Source organism: Variovorax sp. 01T432 (genome assembly GCF_056398605.1).
The window spans coordinates 1-18794 of record NZ_JBFTPS010000027.1 but is presented as its reverse complement, the minus strand read 5'-3'; the positions used below and the strand labels follow the sequence as shown (position 1 = coordinate 18794).

Sequence of the window (18794 nt, the reverse complement as noted above, 5' to 3'; positions counted from 1 at the left end):
CCCCATGTACACCCAGGCAATGGACACCCAGCCCAAGGAGGAGGGCGGCAAGGCCGTGCGCTCCGCCGAGGAAATGCGGCTGGAGGAACGCTTCGAAGCCCGCATCGACGAGGGCGACTTCATCGAAGCCAAGGACTGGATGCCCGAGCACTACCGCAAGACGCTGGTGCGCCAGATCAGCCAGCACGCGCACTCCGAGGTCGTCGGCATGCTGCCCGAAGGCAACTGGATCACCCGCGCGCCGACGCTCAAGCGCAAGGCGATCCTGCTGGCGAAGGTGCAGGACGAGGCGGGCCACGGGCTCTACCTCTACTCGGCGGCGGAGACGCTGGGCACCTCGCGCGACCAGATGCTCGACGCGCTGCACACGGGCCGCGCCAAGTACAGCTCGATCTTCAACTACCCGACGCTCACCTGGGCCGACATGGGCACCATCGGCTGGCTGGTCGACGGCGCGGCGATCATGAACCAGGTGCCCATCTGCCGCTGTTCCTATGCGCCCTATGCGCGCGCCATGATCCGCATCTGCCGCGAGGAGAGCTTCCACCAGCGCCAGGGCTTCGAGGCCTTGCTCACCATGATGCAGCACGGCACCGAGGCGCAGAAGGCGATGGTGCAGGACGCCGTCAACCGCTGGTGGTGGCCCTCGATCATGATGTTCGGCCCGCCCGATGACCAGTCGCCCAACTCCGCGCAGTCGATGCGCTGGGGCATCAAGCGCATCTCCAACGACGATCTGCGCGCCAAGTTCATCGATGCCGCCGTCGACCAGGCCATGGTGCTCGGCGTGACCCTGCCCGACCCCGAGCTGAAGTGGAACGAGGCGCGCCAGCACTACGACCACGGCGCCATCGACTGGCGCGAATTCTGGCGCGTCGTCGGCGGCGACGGCCCCTGCAACCGCGAACGGCTCGGCGCCCGCGTCAAGGCGTGGGAGGACGGCGCCTGGGTGCGCGAAGCCGCGCTCGCCCATGCCGCCAGGCTTTCGGCCCCCGTACCCATCGCCGCCTGATGAAGTCGCAGTCCAAGGAACACTCATGAACACGCCCGTCGCCTCCAATCCCGTCAACGCCACCGCGGCCGAATGGCCGCTGTGGGAAGTCTTCGTCCGCAGCAAGTCCGGCCTCGACCACAAGCATTGCGGCAGCCTGCACGCGGCCGATCCGAAGATGGCCATCCAGATGGCGCGCGATGTCTACACGCGCCGCCAGGAAGGCACCAGCGTGTGGGTCGTGCGCTCCGACCAGATCGTCGCCAGCGATCCGGCAGACAAGGAGATGTACTTCGATCCGATGGAAGACAAGGTCTATCGCCATCCCACCTTCTACCGGCTCCCCGGCGCGGTCGACCACATGTGAGAACGTGATGCAAGCGTCCATCGAAATCAACCACGGCGCGCGCGTGCAGTACCTGCTGCGCATCGGCGACACCTGCCTGATCCTCGGCCAGCGCATCGCCGAATGGTGCGGCCACGCGCCCATCCTCGAAGAGGACATCGCGATGTCCAACATGGCGCTCGACCTCATCGGCCAGGCCCGCGCGGTGCTCACGCACGCCGGCCAGGTCGAAGGGCTGGGGCACGACGAAGACCAGCTCGCCTACCTGCGCGACGAGCGGGACTACCGCAACCTCACGCTGGTGGAACTGCCGCGCGGCGACTTCGCCTTCACCGTGGTGCGCAACGCGATGGTCGCCACGCTGATGAAGCTGCTGTGGGAGCGGCTGCGCGAATCCGGCGACGCCGAGCTCGCGGGCATCGCCGGCAAGGCGGTCAAGGAGTCGCGCTACCACCAGCAGCACGCGGCCGACTGGGTCGTGCGCCTGGGCGACGGCACGGAAGAATCGCGCCAGCGCACCGAGAAGGCGCTGCGCGAGCTGTGGCTCTACGTGCCGGAGCTCTTCGAGTCCGACGCGGTGGACGACGCGGCGCAGGCCGAGGGCCTCGGCCCGCGCTGGGCCGACCTGCAGGCGCCCTGGCTCGCCGAGATGCGCGCCATCCTCGCCGAGGCGAGGCTCGCCGAACCGAAGGAAGCGGCCTTCCGCAGCACCGGCAAGCACGGCGTGCACAGCGAGCACATGGGCTTCATCCTGGCCGAGATGCAATATCTCCAGCGCTCCTTCCCCGGAGGCGCCTGGTGAACGCCGCCGCCGCGCCGGCGGGCACGCGCTGCGAGCGCGCGTGGGAAGTGCTCGGCACCGTGCTCGACCCCGAAGTGCCCGCGCTCTCGGTGCGTGACCTGGGCATCGTGCGCGACGTGGTCGAGCACGGCGACGCGCTCGAAGTGGTGCTGACGCCGACCTACTCCGGCTGCCCCGCCACCGAGGTGATCGAGCACGACGTGCTCGAAGCCATCGCCAGGGCCGGCCTCGGCCCGGCCCATGTCACGCTGCGGCGCGCACCCGCCTGGACCACCGACTGGATCAGCGCCGACGGCCGGCGCAAGCTGTCCGAATACGGCATCGCGCCGCCCGGACCGGCCTTGCCCGAGGGCGTCTCGCCCATCCGCATCTTCGGGCGCAAGGCCGACGCCGTTGCCTGCCCGCGCTGCGGCAGCACGAACACGGAGCGCCTGTCGGCCTTCGGCTCCACGGCCTGCAAGTCGATGTACCGCTGCGTGTCCTGCCGCGAACCCTTCGAGCACTTCAAGCCGATCTGAGACCCGTCACCATGAGCATCACCTTCCACCCCCTGCGCGTGCGCGCCGTCGAGCCGGACACCGAGGAAGCCGTCATCGTCTCCTTCGACGTCCCCCCGGAGCTGCGCGATGTCTTCGGCTTCACCCAGGGCCAGTACCTCACGCTGCGCAAGGACATCGACGGCCAGGACCTGCGCCGCTCCTATTCGATCTGCGCCGGCGTCGACGACGGCGAGCTGCGCGTGGGCGTGCGCAAGGTCCAGGGCGGCACTTTCTCCAACTGGATCAATGCCCAGCTCAAGCCCGGCGACACCATCAACGTGATGGCGCCGCAGGGCCGCTTCTTCGTGCCGATCGAGCCGGCCTCGCATCGCCACCACGTGGGCATCGTCGGCGGCAGCGGCATCACGCCGATCCTCTCGATCATGAAGACCGTGCTGGCGCGCGAGCCGCACTCGCGCTTCACGCTCATTTACGGCAACCGCAAGCTCCAGTCGACGATGTTCAAGGAAGAACTCGAAGACCTGAAGAACCGCTACATGACGCGCCTGGTGCTGCACCACGTGTTCTCCGGCGAGCCGACCGACGCGCCGCTGAACATGGGCCGCATGAGCCGCGCCAAGCTCGGCGAATTCCTCGCGAGCGTGGTGCCGGCGGCCGGCATCGACCAGGTCTACATCTGCGGCCCCTTCCAGATGAACGACGAGGCCGAGGCCGCGCTGCTCGCCGCCGGGGTGCCCGAGGAGCGCATCCACATCGAGCGCTTCGGCGTGGCCGCGCCCGAGGGCGCGCCGGTGGGCGCGGTGATCCACGAGGCCCGCCCCGGCGACGCCGAGGTCTCGCGCGTGGTCATCATCCGCGACGGCCTGCAGCGCGAGATCGAATACCGCAAGGACCAGCCCAGCATCCTCGACTGCGCGTCGGCGGCCGGGCTCGAAGTGCCCTTCTCCTGCACTTCGGGCGTGTGCGGCACCTGCCGCGCCAAGCTCGTGGAGGGCGAGGTGCGGATGGAGCGAAACTTCGCGCTCGACAAGAACGAAGTGGCGGCCGGTTTCGTGCTGACCTGCCAGGCCCATCCGCTCACCGAGCGCGTGGTGCTCTCGTTCGACGAACGCTGACACCAGAACCAAGGAATCCATGGCCCGCGGACGCTCCCCCGGATACGACGACCAGCGCGAGATGATTCTCGAGCGCGCCGCGCTGCTCTTCGCCAACCGGGGCTATCCCGCGACCTCGATGAACCAGGTGGCCGAGGCCTGCGGCTTCTCCAAGGCCTCGCTTTATCACTACTACCGCGACAAGTACAGCCTGCTCGTGAGCATCGCGGAGAACCACGTCACGCGGCTCGAAGACCTGGTGGCCGATGTCGAGGCCCAGGGGCTCCCGTCGGAGGAGCGCCTGCGCGAGCTGATCCGCCGCTTCGTCGAGGAATACGCCGGGGCGCGCCACGCCCACCGGGTGCTGACGGAAGACGTGAAGTTCCTGGAGCCCGAAGACCGCCAGCGCGTGCTCGACAAGGAGCGCACGGTCGTCGCCGGCTTCGCGCGCGTCGTGTCGCTGCTGCGCCCCGACCTTGACAGCGAAGTGCTGGCCAAGCCGCTGACCATGCTGCTCTTTGGCATGATCAACTGGATGTTCATCTGGATGCGGTCCGACGGCGAGCTGACCTATGAGAGCATGGCGCCGGTCGTCGCCGACCTGTTCCTGGGCGGCCTGCCGGCCGTCAGGCCGCCGCGGCGCGTGGCGCCCGCCGACGCCTGAGTCCGGAGCGAACATCTTCCCTTTCTTCAACCTTCAACCCAAGCAACCACAACGGAGACAACGCATGAAATTCCTCAAACCCGTCGCCCTCATCGCGACCCTGCTGGCATCGGCGCTCGCGCAGGCCGACATCAACGTGGGCGTGACCGTGTCGGCCACGGGCCCGGCCGCCTCGCTCGGCATTCCGGAGAAGAACACCATCGCGCTGATGCCCAAGACCATCGCCGGGCAGAAGATCAACTACATCGTGCTCGACGACGCGAGCGACACCACCGCGGCGGTGAGCAACACGCGCAAGCTGATCTCCGAGAACAAGGTCGACATCATCCTGGGCTCGACCGTCACGCCGAACTCCCTGGCGATGATCGACGTCGTCGCGGAAGCGCAGACGCCGATGATCTCGATGGCCGCCTCGGCGCGCATTGTCGAGCCCATGGACGCGAAGAAGAAGTGGGTCTTCAAGACGCCGCAGAACGACATCATGATGTCGCTCGCCATCGCCGAGCACATGGCCGCCCATGGTGTGAAGACGGTGGGCTTCATCGGCTTCTCCGACGCCTACGGCGAAGGCTGGTACGAGGAATTCACCAAGGCGGCCGGGCTGAAGAAGCTGCAGATCGTCGCCAACGAACGCTATGGCCGCGCCGACACCTCCGTCACCGGCCAGACCCTGAAGCTCATGGCCGCCAAGCCGGACGCGGTGCTCGTCGCCGGCTCCGGCACGCCCGCGGCGCTGCCGCAGAAGAGCCTGAAGGAACGCGGCTACACCGGCAAGATGTACCAGACGCACGGCGTCGCCAACGCCGACTTCCTGCGCGTCGGCGGCAAGGATGTCGAAGGCACTTTCCTGCCCGCCGGCCCGGTGCTGGTGGCGGACCAGTTGCCGGCCAGCAACCCGGTGAAGAAGTCGGCGCTGACCTATATCGCCGCCTATGAGGAAGCACAGGGCAAAGGCTCGGTCTCGACCTTCGGCGGCCATGCATGGGACGCGGGCCTGCTGATGGCGACCGCCGTGCCCGTGGCGCTCAAGAAGGCGCAGCCCGGCACGCCGGCCTTCCGCGCAGCCCTGCGCGATGCGCTCGAACAGGTGAAGGACGTCTCCGGCGCCCACGGTGTCTTCAACATGACGCCCACCGACCACCTGGGCCTCGACCAGCGCGCGCGCGTGATGGTCAAGATCGAGAACGGCGCCTGGAAATACCAACCCTAAAGACTGGGTGCCCCCCGGGCTTCGCGCACTTCGTGTCGCTGCGCCTGCCCCCTGTCAGGGGGTAACACCGGCGGACCGGCGGAGCCGGGCCGCGGTGTTTCTGGAATCAGGGCGTGCGCGGGGGCGGAGCTGGGGTGGGTGGAACGGGTGAGGTCTTAACCTTGGCCGCGTGGCGGCCTGCTTGGAATCGACATGGATTTTCAGATTGCCCTGTTGCTGGGGCAGGACGGCATCGTCAATGGCGCGGTCTACGGACTGATGGCCCTGGCGCTGGTGCTGGTGTTTTCCGTCACGCGGGTGATCTTCATTCCGCAGGGCGAACTGGTGGCCTTCGGCGCGCTGTCGATGGCCGCGCTCAACGCCGGCCGCGTGCCGGCGACGCTGTGGCTGCTGGTGGCGCTCGCCGTGGCCACGCTGGTGGTCGAGGGCTGGCGCTGGAAGCGCGGCGCGACGGTGGAATGGATGTCGACGCTCGTGTGGACCGTCGCCTTCCCGGCGCTGGCCGCGCTGATGGTGCTGGGCGTTCGCTCGAGCTCGCTCTCGGCGCAGGCGGTGAGCGCGCTGCTGATCATCACGCCGCTCGGTCCGCTGCTGTACCGGCTCGCCTACCGGCCGCTGGCCAACGCCACCGTGCTGACGCTCCTGATCGTGTCCGTCGCCCTGCATGGCGTGCTGGTCGGGCTCGGCCTTCTCTTCTTCGGCGCCGAGGGTTCGCGCACGCCCGCGTTCTCCGAGGCGCGCTTCGATCTCGGCGGCCTGCCGATCACCGGCCAGTCGCTGGTGGTGGTGGGCGTCGCGCTCGCGCTAGTGGTACTGATGTTCCTCTTCTTCGAACGCTCCATCGTCGGCAAGGCGCTGCGCGCCACGGCGATGAACCGTGTCGGCGCAAGGCTGATGGGCATTCCCACGGACCTGTCGGGTGACCTGAGCTTCGCGCTCGCCGCGCTGATCGGCGCCGTGTCGGGCCTGCTCATCGCGCCGCTGACCACCGTCTATTACGACACCGGCTTCCTCATCGGGCTGAAAGGCTTCGTCGCCGCGATCGTCGGCGGGCTGGCCAGCTACCCGATGGCACTGCTGGGCGCGCTGCTGGTGGGGCAGCTGGAATCCTTCTCGTCCTTCTGGGCCAGCGCCTTTAAGGAGGTGCTGGTGTTCGCGCTGATCATCCCCGTGCTGTGGTGGCGTTCGCTGCGCAGCCGCCATGTGGAGGACGAGGAATGACCCGGCGGCACCTGACACTGCTGTGCGTCGTGGCGCTGGCGCTGTGCTGGGCATGGCTGCCCGAGTTCACCGTCACGCTCTTCTGCTACATCGGCCTCTATTCGCTGGTGGCGGCCGGGCTCGTGATGCTCACGGGCGTCGGCGGCATGACCTCCTTCGGCCAGGCCGCCTTCGTCGCGCTCGGGGCCTATGCCACGGCATGGGTCTGCACGTCCCCCGCGGCAACGGCTGCGCTGGGCGGCGCGGTGCCGCCCGCCGTGCTGCCGTGGCTCGGGCTGGCGCTCGGGCTCGCGGTCACCTTCGTCGTCGCATGGGGGCTGGGCGCGATCACGCTGAAGCTCTCGGGCCACTACCTGCCGCTGTGCACCATCGCCTGGGGCCTGAGCCTGTACTACCTGTTCGGCAACCTCGACTTCCTCGGCGGGCAGACCGGCATCACGGGCGTGCCGGCGCTCACCGTCGCCGGCTTCTCGCTGGCTTCGCCGCGCGCGCTGGGGCCCGTGATCTGGGGCGCCCTGCTGCTGGTGCTGTGGGCGCTGCACAACCTGCTCGATTCGCGCGAGGGCCGTGCCATCCGCGCGCTCAAGTCCGGGCGCGTGATGGCCGAGTCGATGGGCGTCGACACGGCCGGCTACCGCGTGAAGGTGTTCGTGCTCGCGGCGGTGCTGGCGGCGCTGTCGGGCTGGCTCTATGCGCACCTGCAGCGCTTCGTCAACCCGACGCCCTTCAACCTCAACATCGGCATCGAGTACCTCTTCATGGCGGTGGTGGGCGGCGCGGGGCACCTGTGGGGCGCGGTGCTCGGCGCGACGCTGATCACGCTGGTCAAGGAGCAGCTGCAGGACATCCTGCCCCAGCTGCTGGGCGCCAGCGGCAACTTCGAGGTGATCGTCTTCGGCCTGCTGATGCTCTTCGTGCTGCAGCGTTTCGCCGAGGGCCTGTGGCCGACGCTCGCGCGTTGGTCTTCGCGGGTGCTCAGGCCGGAGCCGGTTCGCGAATCGAAGACCCCGGCGATGCTCGACAGGCGCGCCATGCCCGCCGCCGGCGCGCTGCTGCTGGAAGCCGACAAGGTCACCAAGCGCTTCGGCGGCCTGATCGCCAACAACGAGGTCGAGATGACGCTCAGGGCCGGCGAGGTGCATGCGCTCATCGGCCCGAACGGCGCCGGCAAGAGCACCTTCTTCAACATGATCTCCGGCGTGGACGACCCGAGTGCCGGCGAGGTGCGCCTGATGGGCGAGACGATGAACGGCAAGCCCTCGCGCGACTATGCGGCGCGCGGCCTGGGCCGCACCTTCCAGCATGTGCGCCTGCTCGGCAATCGCAGCGTGCTGGAGAACGTGGCGCTCGGCGCGCACCGGCGCGGGCACCGCGGCTGGCTGGCGGCGATGCTGCGGCTCGACCGCGCCGAGGAGGCGGCGCTGCTGGCCGAAGCCCGCCGCCAGATCGAGCGCTGCGGCCTCGGCGAGCATGCCGACGCGCCGGCCGCATCGCTGGCGCTCGGCCAGCAGCGGGTGGTGGAGATTGCGCGCGCGCTCGCCGGCCAGCCGGCGGCGCTGCTGCTCGACGAGCCCGCCGCCGGCCTGCGCCACCTGGAGAAGCAGGCGCTCGCGGCCCTGCTCGCCCAGCTGCGTGCCGAAGGCCTGGGCATCCTGGTGGTGGAACACGACATGGAATTCGTCATGAACCTGGCCGACCGCATCACGGTGCTGGAGTTCGGCGCCGTCATCGCCGAGGGCACGCCGGCCCAGGTGCAATGCAACCCCCGTGTGCTGGATGCCTACCTGGGCGGCAGCGACGACGAAGCGCTGGCGGTGGCCGCATGAACCCCTTGTTCGAACTCCAGGACTTCAGCGTCGCCTATGGCGCGGTCGAGGCCGTGCACGGCGTCGCGCTGCGCGTGGACGAGGGCGAGATCGTCACCGTCATCGGCCCCAACGGCGCCGGCAAGACCACGCTGCTGTGCGCGGCCATGGGGCTGCTGCCGTCCAGCGGCAGCCTCACGCTCGCGGGCGAGCGCATCGCGCGGCCCAGCGTCGAGGCCATGGTCGCGCGCGGCGTGGCGCTGGTGCCCGAGCGGCGCGAGCTGTTCGGCGAGATGTCGGTGGGAGACAACCTCCTGCTCGGCGGCTTCTACCGCTGGCGCACCGGCCGGCGCGACCAGCGCGAGCGCATGGACGAGGTCTTCGCCATCTTTCCGCGCCTGAAGGAGCGGCGCGCGCAGCTCGCCAGCACGCTCTCGGGCGGCGAGCGCCAGATGCTGGCCATCGGCCGCGCGCTGATGGCGCGACCGCGCCTGCTGATGCTGGACGAGCCCTCGCTCGGCCTCGCGCCGCTGATCGTGCGCGAGGTGCTGCACGTCGTGTCTTCATTGCGCCAGCACGGCGTCTCGGTGCTGCTGGTGGAGCAGAACGCGCGCGCGGCCCTGCAGGTGGCCGACCGCGGCTACGTGCTGGAGACCGGCGCCGTCGCGCTGACCGGCCAGGCCCAGGCGCTGCTGCACGACCGGCGAATCATCGACACCTACCTCGGCCTTGGAAACAAGCGCACGGCCGTCGCCGTGCCCACAGGAGAAATCACATGACCCAGACCCTACAGAGCTTCATCGGCGGCCGCTGGCTCGGCCAGCAGGGCGCGCAAGTGCTGCTGAGCGCCGTCAACGGCCGCCCGGTGGCGAGCACACATGCCGAAGCCATCGATTTCGGCGAAGCGCTCGCGCATGCGCGCGGCGTCGGCCTGACCCATCTGCTGGCGATGGATTTCCAGCAGCGCGCGCAGCGCCTGCGCGCCATCGCCAAGTACATCGCCGAGCACAAGGAAGAGCTTTACGCGGTCTCGGCCCACACCGGCGCGACGCGCGCCGACAGCTGGATCGACATCGAGGGCGGCGCCGGCACGCTGTCGGCCTATGCCGGCATCGGCGGCAACGAGCTGCCCTCCGGCAACCTCGTGCACGAGGGGCCGGCGATGCCGCTGGGCAAGAAGGGCGGCTTCGCCGGCACGCACATCCTGGTGCCGCGCCGGGGCGTGGCGGTGCACATCAACGCCTTCAATTTCCCGGTCTGGGGCCTGCTCGAGAAATGGGCGCCCAGCTTTCTCGCCGGCATGCCCTGCATCGGCAAGCCCGCCACCTCCACGAGCTACCTGACCGAGGCGCTGGTGCGCCTGATGCACCGCTCCGGCCTGCTGCCCGAGGGCAGCCTGCAGCTGGTGATCGGCGGCACCGGCGATCTGCTCGACCGGCTCGACGGCTCCGACGTCGTGACCTTCACCGGCTCCGCCGACACGGCGGCGAAACTGCGCGTGCACCCGAACATCGTGCGCCAGTCGATCCCCTTCAATGCCGAGGCCGATTCGCTCAACTGCGCGATCCTGGCGCCGGACGTGTCGCCGGACGACGAGGAGTTCGATCTCTTCGTCAAGGAGGTGGCGCGCGAGATGACGGTCAAGTCCGGCCAGAAATGCACGGCCATCCGCCGCGCGATCGTGCCGCGCCAGCATGTGGACGCGGTGGCGCAGAGGCTGCGCGCGCGCCTGGCGAAGATGGTGGTGGGCGACCCGGCGCGCGAGGATGTGCGCATGGGCGCGCTGGCATCGCATGCGCAGCAGGCCGACGTGGCCGCGCGCGTGCGCACGCTGATGGAGGGCGCGGAGCTGGTCTACGGCGAGCGCGACGGCTTCTCGCCGCAGGGCGAAGGCGTGGCCGGCGGCGCGTTCTTCGCGCCCACGCTGCTGCTGTCGCGCGACCCCCTGAACGATCACGCCGTGCACGACGTCGAGGCCTTCGGCCCGGTGAGCACGCTGATGGCCTACGACGGCCTGGACGAGGCGATGGCGCTCGCCGCGCGCGGGCGCGGCAGCCTGGTCGGCACGCTGGTCACGCGCGACCCCGCCACGGCCGCGCGGGTGATCCCCGTCGTAGCCGCCCATCACGGCCGCCTGCTGGTGCTCGACCGCGAGGCCGCCGCCGAATCGACCGGCCATGGCTCGCCGCTGCCGCAACTCAAGCACGGCGGCCCCGGCCGCGCGGGCGGAGGCGAAGAGCTGGGTGGCCTGCGAGCCGTCAAGCACTACCTGCAGCGCGCGGCGGTGCAGGGCTCGCCGACGATGCTCGCGGCGGTGACCGGCGAGTACGTGCGCGGCGCCGCGCTGCACGAGTCGCCGCTGCATCCCTTCCGCAAGCACTTCGAGGACCTCGCCATCGGCGACTCGCTGCTCACGCACCGGCGCACGGTGGGCGAGGCCGACATCGTGGCCTTCGGCGGCATCTCGGGCGACTACTTCTACATGCACTTCGACGAGATCGCCGCCAGGGAGAGCCCCTTCGGCAAGCGCATCGCGCATGGCTATTTCGTGCTGTCGGCGGCGGCGGGCCTCTTCGTTTCGCCCGCGCCCGGACCGGTGCTCGCCAACTATGGCCTGGATACGCTGCGCTTCATCAAGCCGGTGGGCATCGGCGACACCATCCGCGCGCGCCTCACCTGCAAGCGCAAGATCGACCGGCAGAAGAAGGACGCCAACGGCGTGGGTCAGGGCGTCGTCGCGTGGGACGTCGAGGTGACGAACCAGGACGGGGATCTCGTGGCGAGCTACGACATCCTGACGCTGGTGGCCAAGCGCGGCTGAGGCGGCGCCCGGGGTCTTCCTCCAAGGGGGAACCCGGACCTTGCAGGCGGGGCGCGTGCCTCGCCGGCATGGCGCGTCCTGACGCGGCTCGCCGCCGCGTTCCTACAAGGCGCTCATGGGTCCCCCGCTACCGTCGCTCGACGGAGGCTCGCCATGTCCACATCCAAAACCCCCGCCCCGCGCATCCTGTGGAAAGGGGCCGTCAGCTTCGGTCTCGTCCACATCCCGGTGGCGCTTTATGCCGCGACCGTCGATCACGGCATCGACTTCGATTGGCTCGACAAGCGCACCATGGACCCGGTAGGCTACAAGCGCATCAACAAGAAGACCGGCAAGGAAATCGCGCGCGAACAGATCGTCAAGGGCATCGCCTACGAGGACGGCCACTACGTGGTGCTGAGCGACGATGAAATCTCGGCCGCCTACCCCAAGACCACGCAGACCATCGAGATCGAGACCTTCGTGCCGGCCGACGCCATTCCCTTCATCTACCTGGAGCGGCCGTACTACGTGGCGCCGATCCACCGCGGCGGCAAGGTCTACGCGCTGCTGCGCGAGACGCTGCAGCGCAGCGGCCGCGTGGGCGTGGCGCGGGTCGTCATCCAGACCCGGCAGCACCTCGCGGTGCTGGTACCGAGCGGGGCGGGGCTGGTGCTGAACCTGCTGCGCTGGGGCGCCGACATCCGGCCATGGAAGGACCTTCCGCTGCCCTCCGGGAGCGCAAGGCAGGCCGGCCTGAGCGAGCGCGAACTCAAGATGGCCAGCCAGCTGGTCGACGACATGAGTTCGGACTGGAATCCCGACGAATTCAAGGACTCGTTCAAGGACCAGATCATGAAGCTGGTGGACCAGAAGGTGGAAGCAGGCCAGACCGAGGAGGTGACGCAGCCCGAGTCGGCGGAAGACGGCGGCGACAAGGGCGGCGCGACGGTCGTCGACCTCACCGAACTGCTTCAGCGCAGCCTGCGCAAGGGCGGCGGCAAGGCCGACGCCAAGGCGCCCGCCAGGTCCATGGCCCGCAAGCGCGCCCCGGCGAAGACGGCGACGCGCCGCAAGGCGGCCTGAGGCGGCGCATGGCGAGCCGAACGAGCGCGCGCGAAGCCCTGGCGCCCTACCACGGCAAGCGCGATTTCAAGAAGACCCCGGAGCCGCGCACGGGCGGCAAGGCGGCCCGGGGCGCGCTCTCCTTCGTCGTCCAGAAGCACCACGCGAGCCACCTCCACTACGACTTCAGGCTCGAACTCGACGGCACCCTCAAGAGCTGGGCGGTGCCCAAGGGCCCGTCGCTGGACCCGACGGTCAAGCGGATGGCGGTGCAGGTCGAGGACCATCCGATCGCGTACGCGGGCTTCGAGGGCACCATTCCCTCCGGCCAGTACGGCGCGGGCGCGGTGATCGTCTGGGACCGGGGCGAATGGGAAGCCGATGGCGACCCGCGCGCGGGCCTCGCCGCCGGCAAGCTGAAGTTCGAGCTGCGCGGCGAGAAGCTGCGCGGCCACTGGACGCTGGTGCGCATGCGCGGCAAGGGGGAAAAGCAGGAGCCCTGGCTGCTGATCAAGGAGCGGGACGACGAGGCCCGGCCGCAGGCGGACTACGACATCGTCGCGGCCGAGCCGGACAGCGTGATCAGCGGAAGGGGTGTCGACGACATGGACGAGCCCGCCGAAAAGAAGGCCCCTCCGAAGAAGGACCCGCCGGCGAAGAAGGACCCTCCGGCGAGGAGGTCCGCGCTGCCCGCCACCTTGTCGCCGCAACTCGCCACGCTCGTGGCGCGCCCGCCCGCCGCGCCGGACGACTGGCTCTACGAGCTCAAGTTCGACGGCTATCGGCTGCTGACCCGCGTCGACGGCGACGAGGTGCGGTGCTTCACCCGCAACGGCAACGACTGGACGGACAAGCTGCCGGGCCTGGCGAAGGCGCTGGCCCGGCTCCCCACGCGCTCGGCCTGGCTGGATGGCGAAATCGTGGTCATGAACGCCCAGGGTGCGCCGGATTTCCAGGCGCTGCAGAACGCCTTCGATCGCGGCGCGACGGCCTCCATCGTCTATTGGCTTTTCGATGTTCCCTTCCTCGATGGCTTCGACCTGCGCGAGACACCGGTGGAAGAGCGGCGCGAACGGCTGGCGCGCCTGCTCGGCAGGAAGCCGCCCGCCGGCCTGCGGCTGAGCGAGAGCTTCGATGCCGCGCCGCGCGATCTGCTCGCGTCGTCGGCCCAGTTGGGCTTCGAGGGAATCATCGGCAAGCGCAGGGGCTCGGGCTACGTGTCGCGCCGCTCGCCGGACTGGATCAAGCTCAAGAACCAGCAGCGGCAGGAATTCGTCATCGGCGGCTACACCGCGCCCAAGGGCTCGCGCTCGGGCTTCGGCTCGCTGCTGCTCGGCGTCTACGACGCGGAAGGCGCCCTCCGGTATTGCGGCAACGTCGGCACGGGCTTCGACGCCGCTCGCCTGGACGAGGTCAAGGCGAAGCTGGATGCGCAGCAATCGGACAAGTGCCCTTTCGAAAGCCGGCCCTCCGGCGTGAAGGCGCAATGGGTGAAGCCGGTGCTGGTCTGCGAGGTGGCCTTCGGCGAGTGGACGCGCGAGGGCCGCGTGCGCCACTCCGTGTTCCGCGGGCTGCGCATGGACAAGCCGGCCCGGCAGGTCCGCCGCGAGACGGCCCGTACCTCCGCCGCTTGACCGAGGTCAAGGGCCGCCGGCGCGTCGCGGCGGAACATCGACCATGGCCGTCCCATCGCCGCCCGCATCTCCCGTCTTCCGTGCCCGAGGCCTGGGCAAGACCTACCACGCCGGCGACGTCGATGTCGTGGCCCTGCGCGACGTGGATCTCGACATCGCGGCCGGCGAATTCGTCGTCCTGCTGGGGCCCTCGGGCAGCGGCAAGTCGACGCTCCTGAACATCCTCGGTGGCCTGGAGGTGGCCACGACCGGCAGCCTGAGCTACCTGGACCATGTGCTGACGGGGGCCGGCGACGATGCGCTGACACGCTACCGGCGCGACCATGTCGGCTTCGTGTTCCAGTTCTACAACCTCATACCGAGCCTGACGGCGTACGAGAACGTGGCGCTGGTCACCGACATCGCCTCCCATCCCATGTCCATCGACGAGGCGCTGGAGCGGGTGGCGCTGACGGCGCGGCGCGACCACTTTCCGTCGCAGCTCTCGGGGGGCGAGCAGCAGCGCGTGGCGATCGCGCGCGCCATCGTGAAGCGTCCGCAGGTGCTCCTGTGCGACGAACCGACCGGCGCGCTCGACTACGCCACCGGCAAGCTGGTGCTCGATGTCATCGCGCGCATCAACCGCGAACTGGGCACCACCGCGCTGGTGATCACGCACAACGCGGCGATCGCCGGCATGGCCGACCGCGTCGTCTACCTCGCCGACGGCAGGATCCAGCGCATCGAGCGTAATGCGAGACGCATGGCGTCGACGGAACTCACCTGGTGAGCCGCCCATGAGAACACTCGACCGCAAGCTGCTGCGCGACCTGCGCGCGATGTGGAGCCAGGCGCTCACTATCGCGCTGGTGGTGGCCAGCGGTGTCGGTGGCTTTCTGACCAGCCTCTCGGCCGTGGATTCGCTGGTCGCGGCGCGCGACACCTTCTACACCGAGGGGCGTTTCGCGGACGTCTTCGCCACCGTCAAGCGCGCGCCGCTGGCGCTGGTCGAGCAACTGCGCGGCGTGACGGGCGTGGCCGATGTGCAGCCGACGATCGAGGAGGTGGTGCGCATCGAGATCGCCGGCAGCGGCGATCCCGTGCTGGGCCAGCTGATCGGGGTCGACCGGCTGCAGCCGCCGCGCCTGAACCAGGTCGCCATCGACGCCGGCCGCGGCCTGTTCGACCAGACAGCGATCGACGAGCCCGTGCGGGACACCATCGACGCCCTGGTGTCCAAAGGCTTCGCGCGCGCACGCGGCCTGCATCCCGGCGACTCGGTCGGCGCCCTGGTCAACGGCCGGCAGCGACGCCTGCGCATCGTCGGCATCGCCGTGTCTCCGGAATTCGTCTTCGCCGGGCTCTGGGGCATGCCGGACCAACGCGCATTCGGGATCTTCTGGGTGGACCAGGCGGCGCTCGCCGCGGCCTACGACATGGATGGCGCCTTCAACACGCTGGCCGTCCGGCTGGCCCCGGAAGCTTCGCGCCGGGTGTCCGAGGCGGAGGTGATCGATCGGCTGGCGCTGCCGCTGGCGCGCTACGGCGGCGCCACCCCCCGGGGCCGCGTCGACCAGACTTCGCACGCCACGCTCGACAACGAGATCAAGGAACAGCGCGTGCTCGGCACGGTGCTGCCGTCGATCTTCCTCGGGGTGGCGGCCTTCCTGCTGAACGTGGTGATCTCGCGGCTGGTTGCCACGCAGCGCGAGCAGATCGCGGCGCTGAAGGCGCTCGGCTACGCCAACCAGGCGATCGCGGCGCACTACCTGAAGCTGGTGCTGGCGATCGTTGCGCTCGGCATCGCGCTCGGCGTGGCGCTGGGCGACCGGCTGGGGGCCGGATTCGTCGGTCTCTATGCCGAGACTTTCCATTTCGCGCACTTCGAACATCGCATGGATCCGGCGCTGGTGCTGCTGGCCGCGGGGCTGACGCTGGGCGCGGGCGTCCTCGGCACGCTGTCGGCCATCCTCGCGACCGTCCGGCTGACGCCGGCCGAGGCGATGCGGCCGCCCGCGCCCGGGCGCTTTCGCCGCACCCTCGCCGAGCGCCTGGGCTTCACGCGCCTGAGCCCCGCCCTGCGGATGATCCTTCGCAACATGGAGCGCCGGCCCTTGCGCACCGGCCTGTCGATCGGGGGCATCGCGGCGGCGGTGGCGATCGTCGTGATGGGAAACTTCTTCCGCGATGCCATCGAGGTGATCGTCGACAGCACCTTCGTGCTCTCGATGCGCAGCGATGTGTCGGTGTGGCTGAGCGATCCGGCCGACGGCGCCATCGCGCTGCAGCTGGCGCGGCTGCCGGGCGTGCTGGCCCACGAGTCGCTGCGCGACGTGCAGGTGACGCTGGTCAACGCCCAACGGCGCCAGCGCGTGATGATCCGCGGCGGGCCGATGCGCAGCGAGCTTCTGCGCATCATCGACGTCGAGGGCCGGCAGACCCTGCCCTTCGGCGATGGCGTCGTGCTGACCGACCGCCTGGCCGACAAGCTCGGGCTGCGGGTGGGCGATGCGGTGCGCGTCGAGGTGCAGGAGGGGCGGCGCGGCGAGCTCACGCTGCGCGTGGATGCCACCGTGCGCGAGATGATGGGCCTCAACGCCTACATGAACCGCGCCGCGCTCAACCGCGCGCTGGGCGAGGGCGATGTGGCGACGGGCTTCCTGCTGGCGCTCGAGCGCGGCAGCGAAGCGCGCTTCCTCCAGGCCACGCGGGGCCTGCCCCGCGCGGCCGGGGCATTCAGCAAGGCGACGATGCTGCGCAACATGCAGGAGCTGACGGCGCGCAACATCCTCATCATGAGCACGGTCCTGACCCTGTTCGCTGTCGTCATCGCGGTCGGTGTCGTCTACAACAACGTGCGCATCGCGCTCGCGGAGCGCGCCTGGGAGCTGGCGAGCCTGCGCGTGCTGGGCTTCACGCGCGCGGAGGTCTCGGCGCTGCTGCTGGGCGAGCTCGCCCTCGGCATCGCCGTGGCCTTGCCGCTGGGCATGTTCGGCGGATACGGGCTGGTCCATGTCATCGCGAACCTGCTCAAATCGGACCAGTTCTTCTTTCCGGTCGTGATTCTTCCGCGCACCTATGCGCTGGCGGCGCTGGCGGTACTGGCTGCGGCGGTCGCGAGCGCGCTGGTCGTGCGACGCCGCATCGACCGGCTCGACATGGTGTCCGCACTGAAGACGAGGGAGTGAGCGCGACATGAAACGCAAGACGCTGGTGACGATGGCGGGCGCGGCTGTGCTGCTGGCGGGCCTGTTGGCCTGGGCCTTCGCGCCGCGCCCCATCGCCGTCGAGGTGGCGCCGGCCGCGGTCGGGCCCTATGAGCAGGCCATCGTGGAGGACGCCCGCACGCGGCTGCGGGACCGCTATGTCATCACGGCGCCGCTGGCCGGGCGGTTGGCGCGGATCAGCCTGCGCGAAGGCGATGCAGTGGCGGCCGGCGACATCGTCGCGATGCTGACGCCCGTGCTCTCCCCCATGCTGGACGAGCGCAGCCAGCGGGAGCAGGCCGCCCGCGTGGACGCCGCAGAGGCCGCCGTGCAGCGCTCGGATGCGGGCATCCAGCGCGCGCGCGTGGGGCTGGACCAGGCACGCGCCGAGCTGCGTCGCACCGAGCTGCTGGCGCGCGAGAACTTCATCGCGCCGGCCAAGGCGGAGACCGACCGGCTTTCGGTGCAGGCCGCGCAGAAGGACCTCGATGCCGCGCAGCAGACCCGGCATGTCGCGCAGCACGAGCTGGAGACGGCTCGCGCCGCGCTCCTGGCGGCCCGTGCGCCACCCGGGCAGGCCGCCAGCTTCGCGCTGCGCTCGCCGGTCGCGGGACGTGTGCTCAAGGTGGCGCAGCCCAGCGAGACCACGGTGGCCCTGGGGACGCCGGTGCTGGAGGTCGGGGACATCTCGCGGCTGGAGATCGTCACCGAGCTGCTGACGACCGATGCCGTGCAGGCGCGGGTGGGCGCGCCGGTGCGCATCGAACGCTGGGGCGCGCCGGGCACGCTCGAAGGCCGGGTGCGGCTGATCGAGCCCGCCGCGTTCACCAAGGTCTCGGCCCTGGGCATCGAGGAACAGCGCGTCAACGTGCTGATCGACATCACGAGCCCGGCGGCGTCCTGGCAGGCGCTGGGGGACGGCTACCGCGTCGGCGTGCGCATCGTGACGGTGGCGCAGCCCTCGGTGTTGCGGGTGCCGGTCAGCGCGGTGTTTCCCCTGCCCGGGGAAGGCATGGCCGTCTTCGTCGTCGCGCAAGGCCGGGCGCGGCTGGTGCCGGTGGAACTCGGCGGGCGCAATGGGGTGGAGGCCTGGCTGCTGGGCGGCGTCAAGGCGGGTGCCGAGGTGATCGTCTATCCGCCGGCGGCGCTGCGCGACGGCGCTCGCGTGAAGACGCGCAGTGCGCCGCTGGTGCAACAGGGCTGATGCCCGCGGCGGGCGCCCGGCGGCGCCGGGGCTTGACCAGGATCAAGCGGCTTGCCGCGCGCCGCCGCGGGGGCTTTCATGTCCGCCATACACTCGCCGGACCAACAACAACCGCAGGCTCCAGCCATGAAGATCCTTGTCGCTACCGATGGGTCCAAGTATTCCCTCCGCGCCGTCAAGTACGCCGCGCGGCTCGCGCATCTGCTGCGCACCGCGTCGAACAAGATCACGCTGATCAGCGTCCATGACGATACCGGCCTGCGCCATGCCAAG

General features: G+C 70.0%; 17 protein-coding genes. All 17 read left to right on the top strand.

Annotated elements, in window-relative coordinates:
* Nucleotides 1-4 precede the first annotated feature (4 nt).
* Complete coding sequence (gene paaA / locus AC1DNF_RS20255) at nt 5-1012, top strand: 1,2-phenylacetyl-CoA epoxidase subunit PaaA (protein WP_478150406.1); 1008 nt, start codon at nt 5-7, stop codon at nt 1010-1012.
* Nucleotides 1013-1037: 25 nt separating this feature from the next.
* On the top strand, nt 1038-1358 hold the full coding sequence (gene paaB / locus AC1DNF_RS20250; RefSeq protein WP_478150405.1) for a 1,2-phenylacetyl-CoA epoxidase subunit PaaB: 321 nt from the start codon (nt 1038-1040) through the stop codon (nt 1356-1358).
* Between the two features lie 7 nt (nt 1359-1365).
* A complete protein-coding gene (gene paaC, locus AC1DNF_RS20245) occupies nt 1366-2139 on the top strand; it encodes a 1,2-phenylacetyl-CoA epoxidase subunit PaaC (RefSeq protein WP_478150404.1) in 774 nt (257 codons plus the stop codon).
* Entirely contained in the window at nt 2136-2657 is a 522-nt protein-coding gene (gene paaD, locus AC1DNF_RS20240) for a 1,2-phenylacetyl-CoA epoxidase subunit PaaD (protein WP_478150403.1), read from the top strand. The genes paaC and paaD overlap by 4 nt, the downstream gene beginning before the upstream one ends.
* Nucleotides 2658-2668: 11 nt before the next feature.
* Nucleotides 2669-3754, top strand: a complete 1086-nt coding sequence (gene paaE, locus AC1DNF_RS20235) for a 1,2-phenylacetyl-CoA epoxidase subunit PaaE (RefSeq protein WP_478150402.1) — start codon at nt 2669-2671, stop codon at nt 3752-3754.
* A gap of 19 nt (nt 3755-3773) precedes the next feature.
* Nucleotides 3774-4397: a TetR/AcrR family transcriptional regulator gene (locus tag AC1DNF_RS20230; RefSeq protein WP_478150401.1), complete on the top strand. Its 624-nt coding sequence runs from the start codon at nt 3774-3776 to the stop codon at nt 4395-4397.
* 64 nt (nt 4398-4461) lie between these two features.
* Nucleotides 4462-5607, top strand: coding sequence for an ABC transporter substrate-binding protein (locus AC1DNF_RS20225; RefSeq protein ID WP_478150400.1), 1146 nt, complete (start codon nt 4462-4464; stop codon nt 5605-5607).
* A 192-nt stretch (nt 5608-5799) separates the two neighbouring features.
* The gene (locus AC1DNF_RS20220) at nt 5800-6828 is read left to right on the top strand and encodes a branched-chain amino acid ABC transporter permease (protein WP_478150399.1); all 1029 of its coding nucleotides are present in this window, start codon (nt 5800-5802) and stop codon (nt 6826-6828) included.
* Nucleotides 6825-8654 (top strand): branched-chain amino acid ABC transporter ATP-binding protein/permease, encoded by a 1830-nt coding sequence (locus AC1DNF_RS20215; protein ID WP_478150398.1) that lies wholly within the window; start codon nt 6825-6827, stop codon nt 8652-8654. The genes AC1DNF_RS20220 and AC1DNF_RS20215 overlap by 4 nt, the downstream gene beginning before the upstream one ends.
* The gene (locus AC1DNF_RS20210; protein ID WP_478150397.1) at nt 8651-9412 is read left to right on the top strand and encodes an ABC transporter ATP-binding protein; all 762 of its coding nucleotides are present in this window, start codon (nt 8651-8653) and stop codon (nt 9410-9412) included. Before AC1DNF_RS20215 ends, AC1DNF_RS20210 begins: the two co-directional genes overlap by 4 nt.
* The gene (gene paaZ / locus AC1DNF_RS20205; RefSeq protein WP_478150396.1) at nt 9409-11454 is read left to right on the top strand and encodes a phenylacetic acid degradation bifunctional protein PaaZ; all 2046 of its coding nucleotides are present in this window, start codon (nt 9409-9411) and stop codon (nt 11452-11454) included. The genes AC1DNF_RS20210 and paaZ overlap by 4 nt, the downstream gene beginning before the upstream one ends.
* 153 nt (nt 11455-11607) lie before the next feature.
* Nucleotides 11608-12519: a non-homologous end joining protein Ku gene (gene ku / locus AC1DNF_RS20200; protein ID WP_478150395.1), complete on the top strand. Its 912-nt coding sequence runs from the start codon at nt 11608-11610 to the stop codon at nt 12517-12519.
* A gap of 8 nt (nt 12520-12527) precedes the next feature.
* Entirely contained in the window at nt 12528-14132 is a 1605-nt protein-coding gene (gene ligD, locus AC1DNF_RS20195) for a non-homologous end-joining DNA ligase (RefSeq protein WP_478150394.1), read from the top strand.
* A gap of 43 nt (nt 14133-14175) precedes the next feature.
* The gene (locus tag AC1DNF_RS20190) at nt 14176-14901 is read left to right on the top strand and encodes an ABC transporter ATP-binding protein (protein WP_478150393.1); all 726 of its coding nucleotides are present in this window, start codon (nt 14176-14178) and stop codon (nt 14899-14901) included.
* Nucleotides 14902-14908: 7 nt separating this feature from the next.
* The gene (locus AC1DNF_RS20185) at nt 14909-17299 is read left to right on the top strand and encodes an ABC transporter permease (protein WP_478150392.1); all 2391 of its coding nucleotides are present in this window, start codon (nt 14909-14911) and stop codon (nt 17297-17299) included.
* A gap of 7 nt (nt 17300-17306) precedes the next feature.
* A complete protein-coding gene (locus tag AC1DNF_RS20180; protein WP_478150391.1) occupies nt 17307-18521 on the top strand; it encodes an efflux RND transporter periplasmic adaptor subunit in 1215 nt (404 codons plus the stop codon).
* A 78-nt stretch (nt 18522-18599) separates the two neighbouring features.
* A partial coding sequence (locus AC1DNF_RS20175; protein WP_478150479.1) for a universal stress protein occupies nt 18600-18794 on the top strand: 195 nt, incomplete at its 3' end.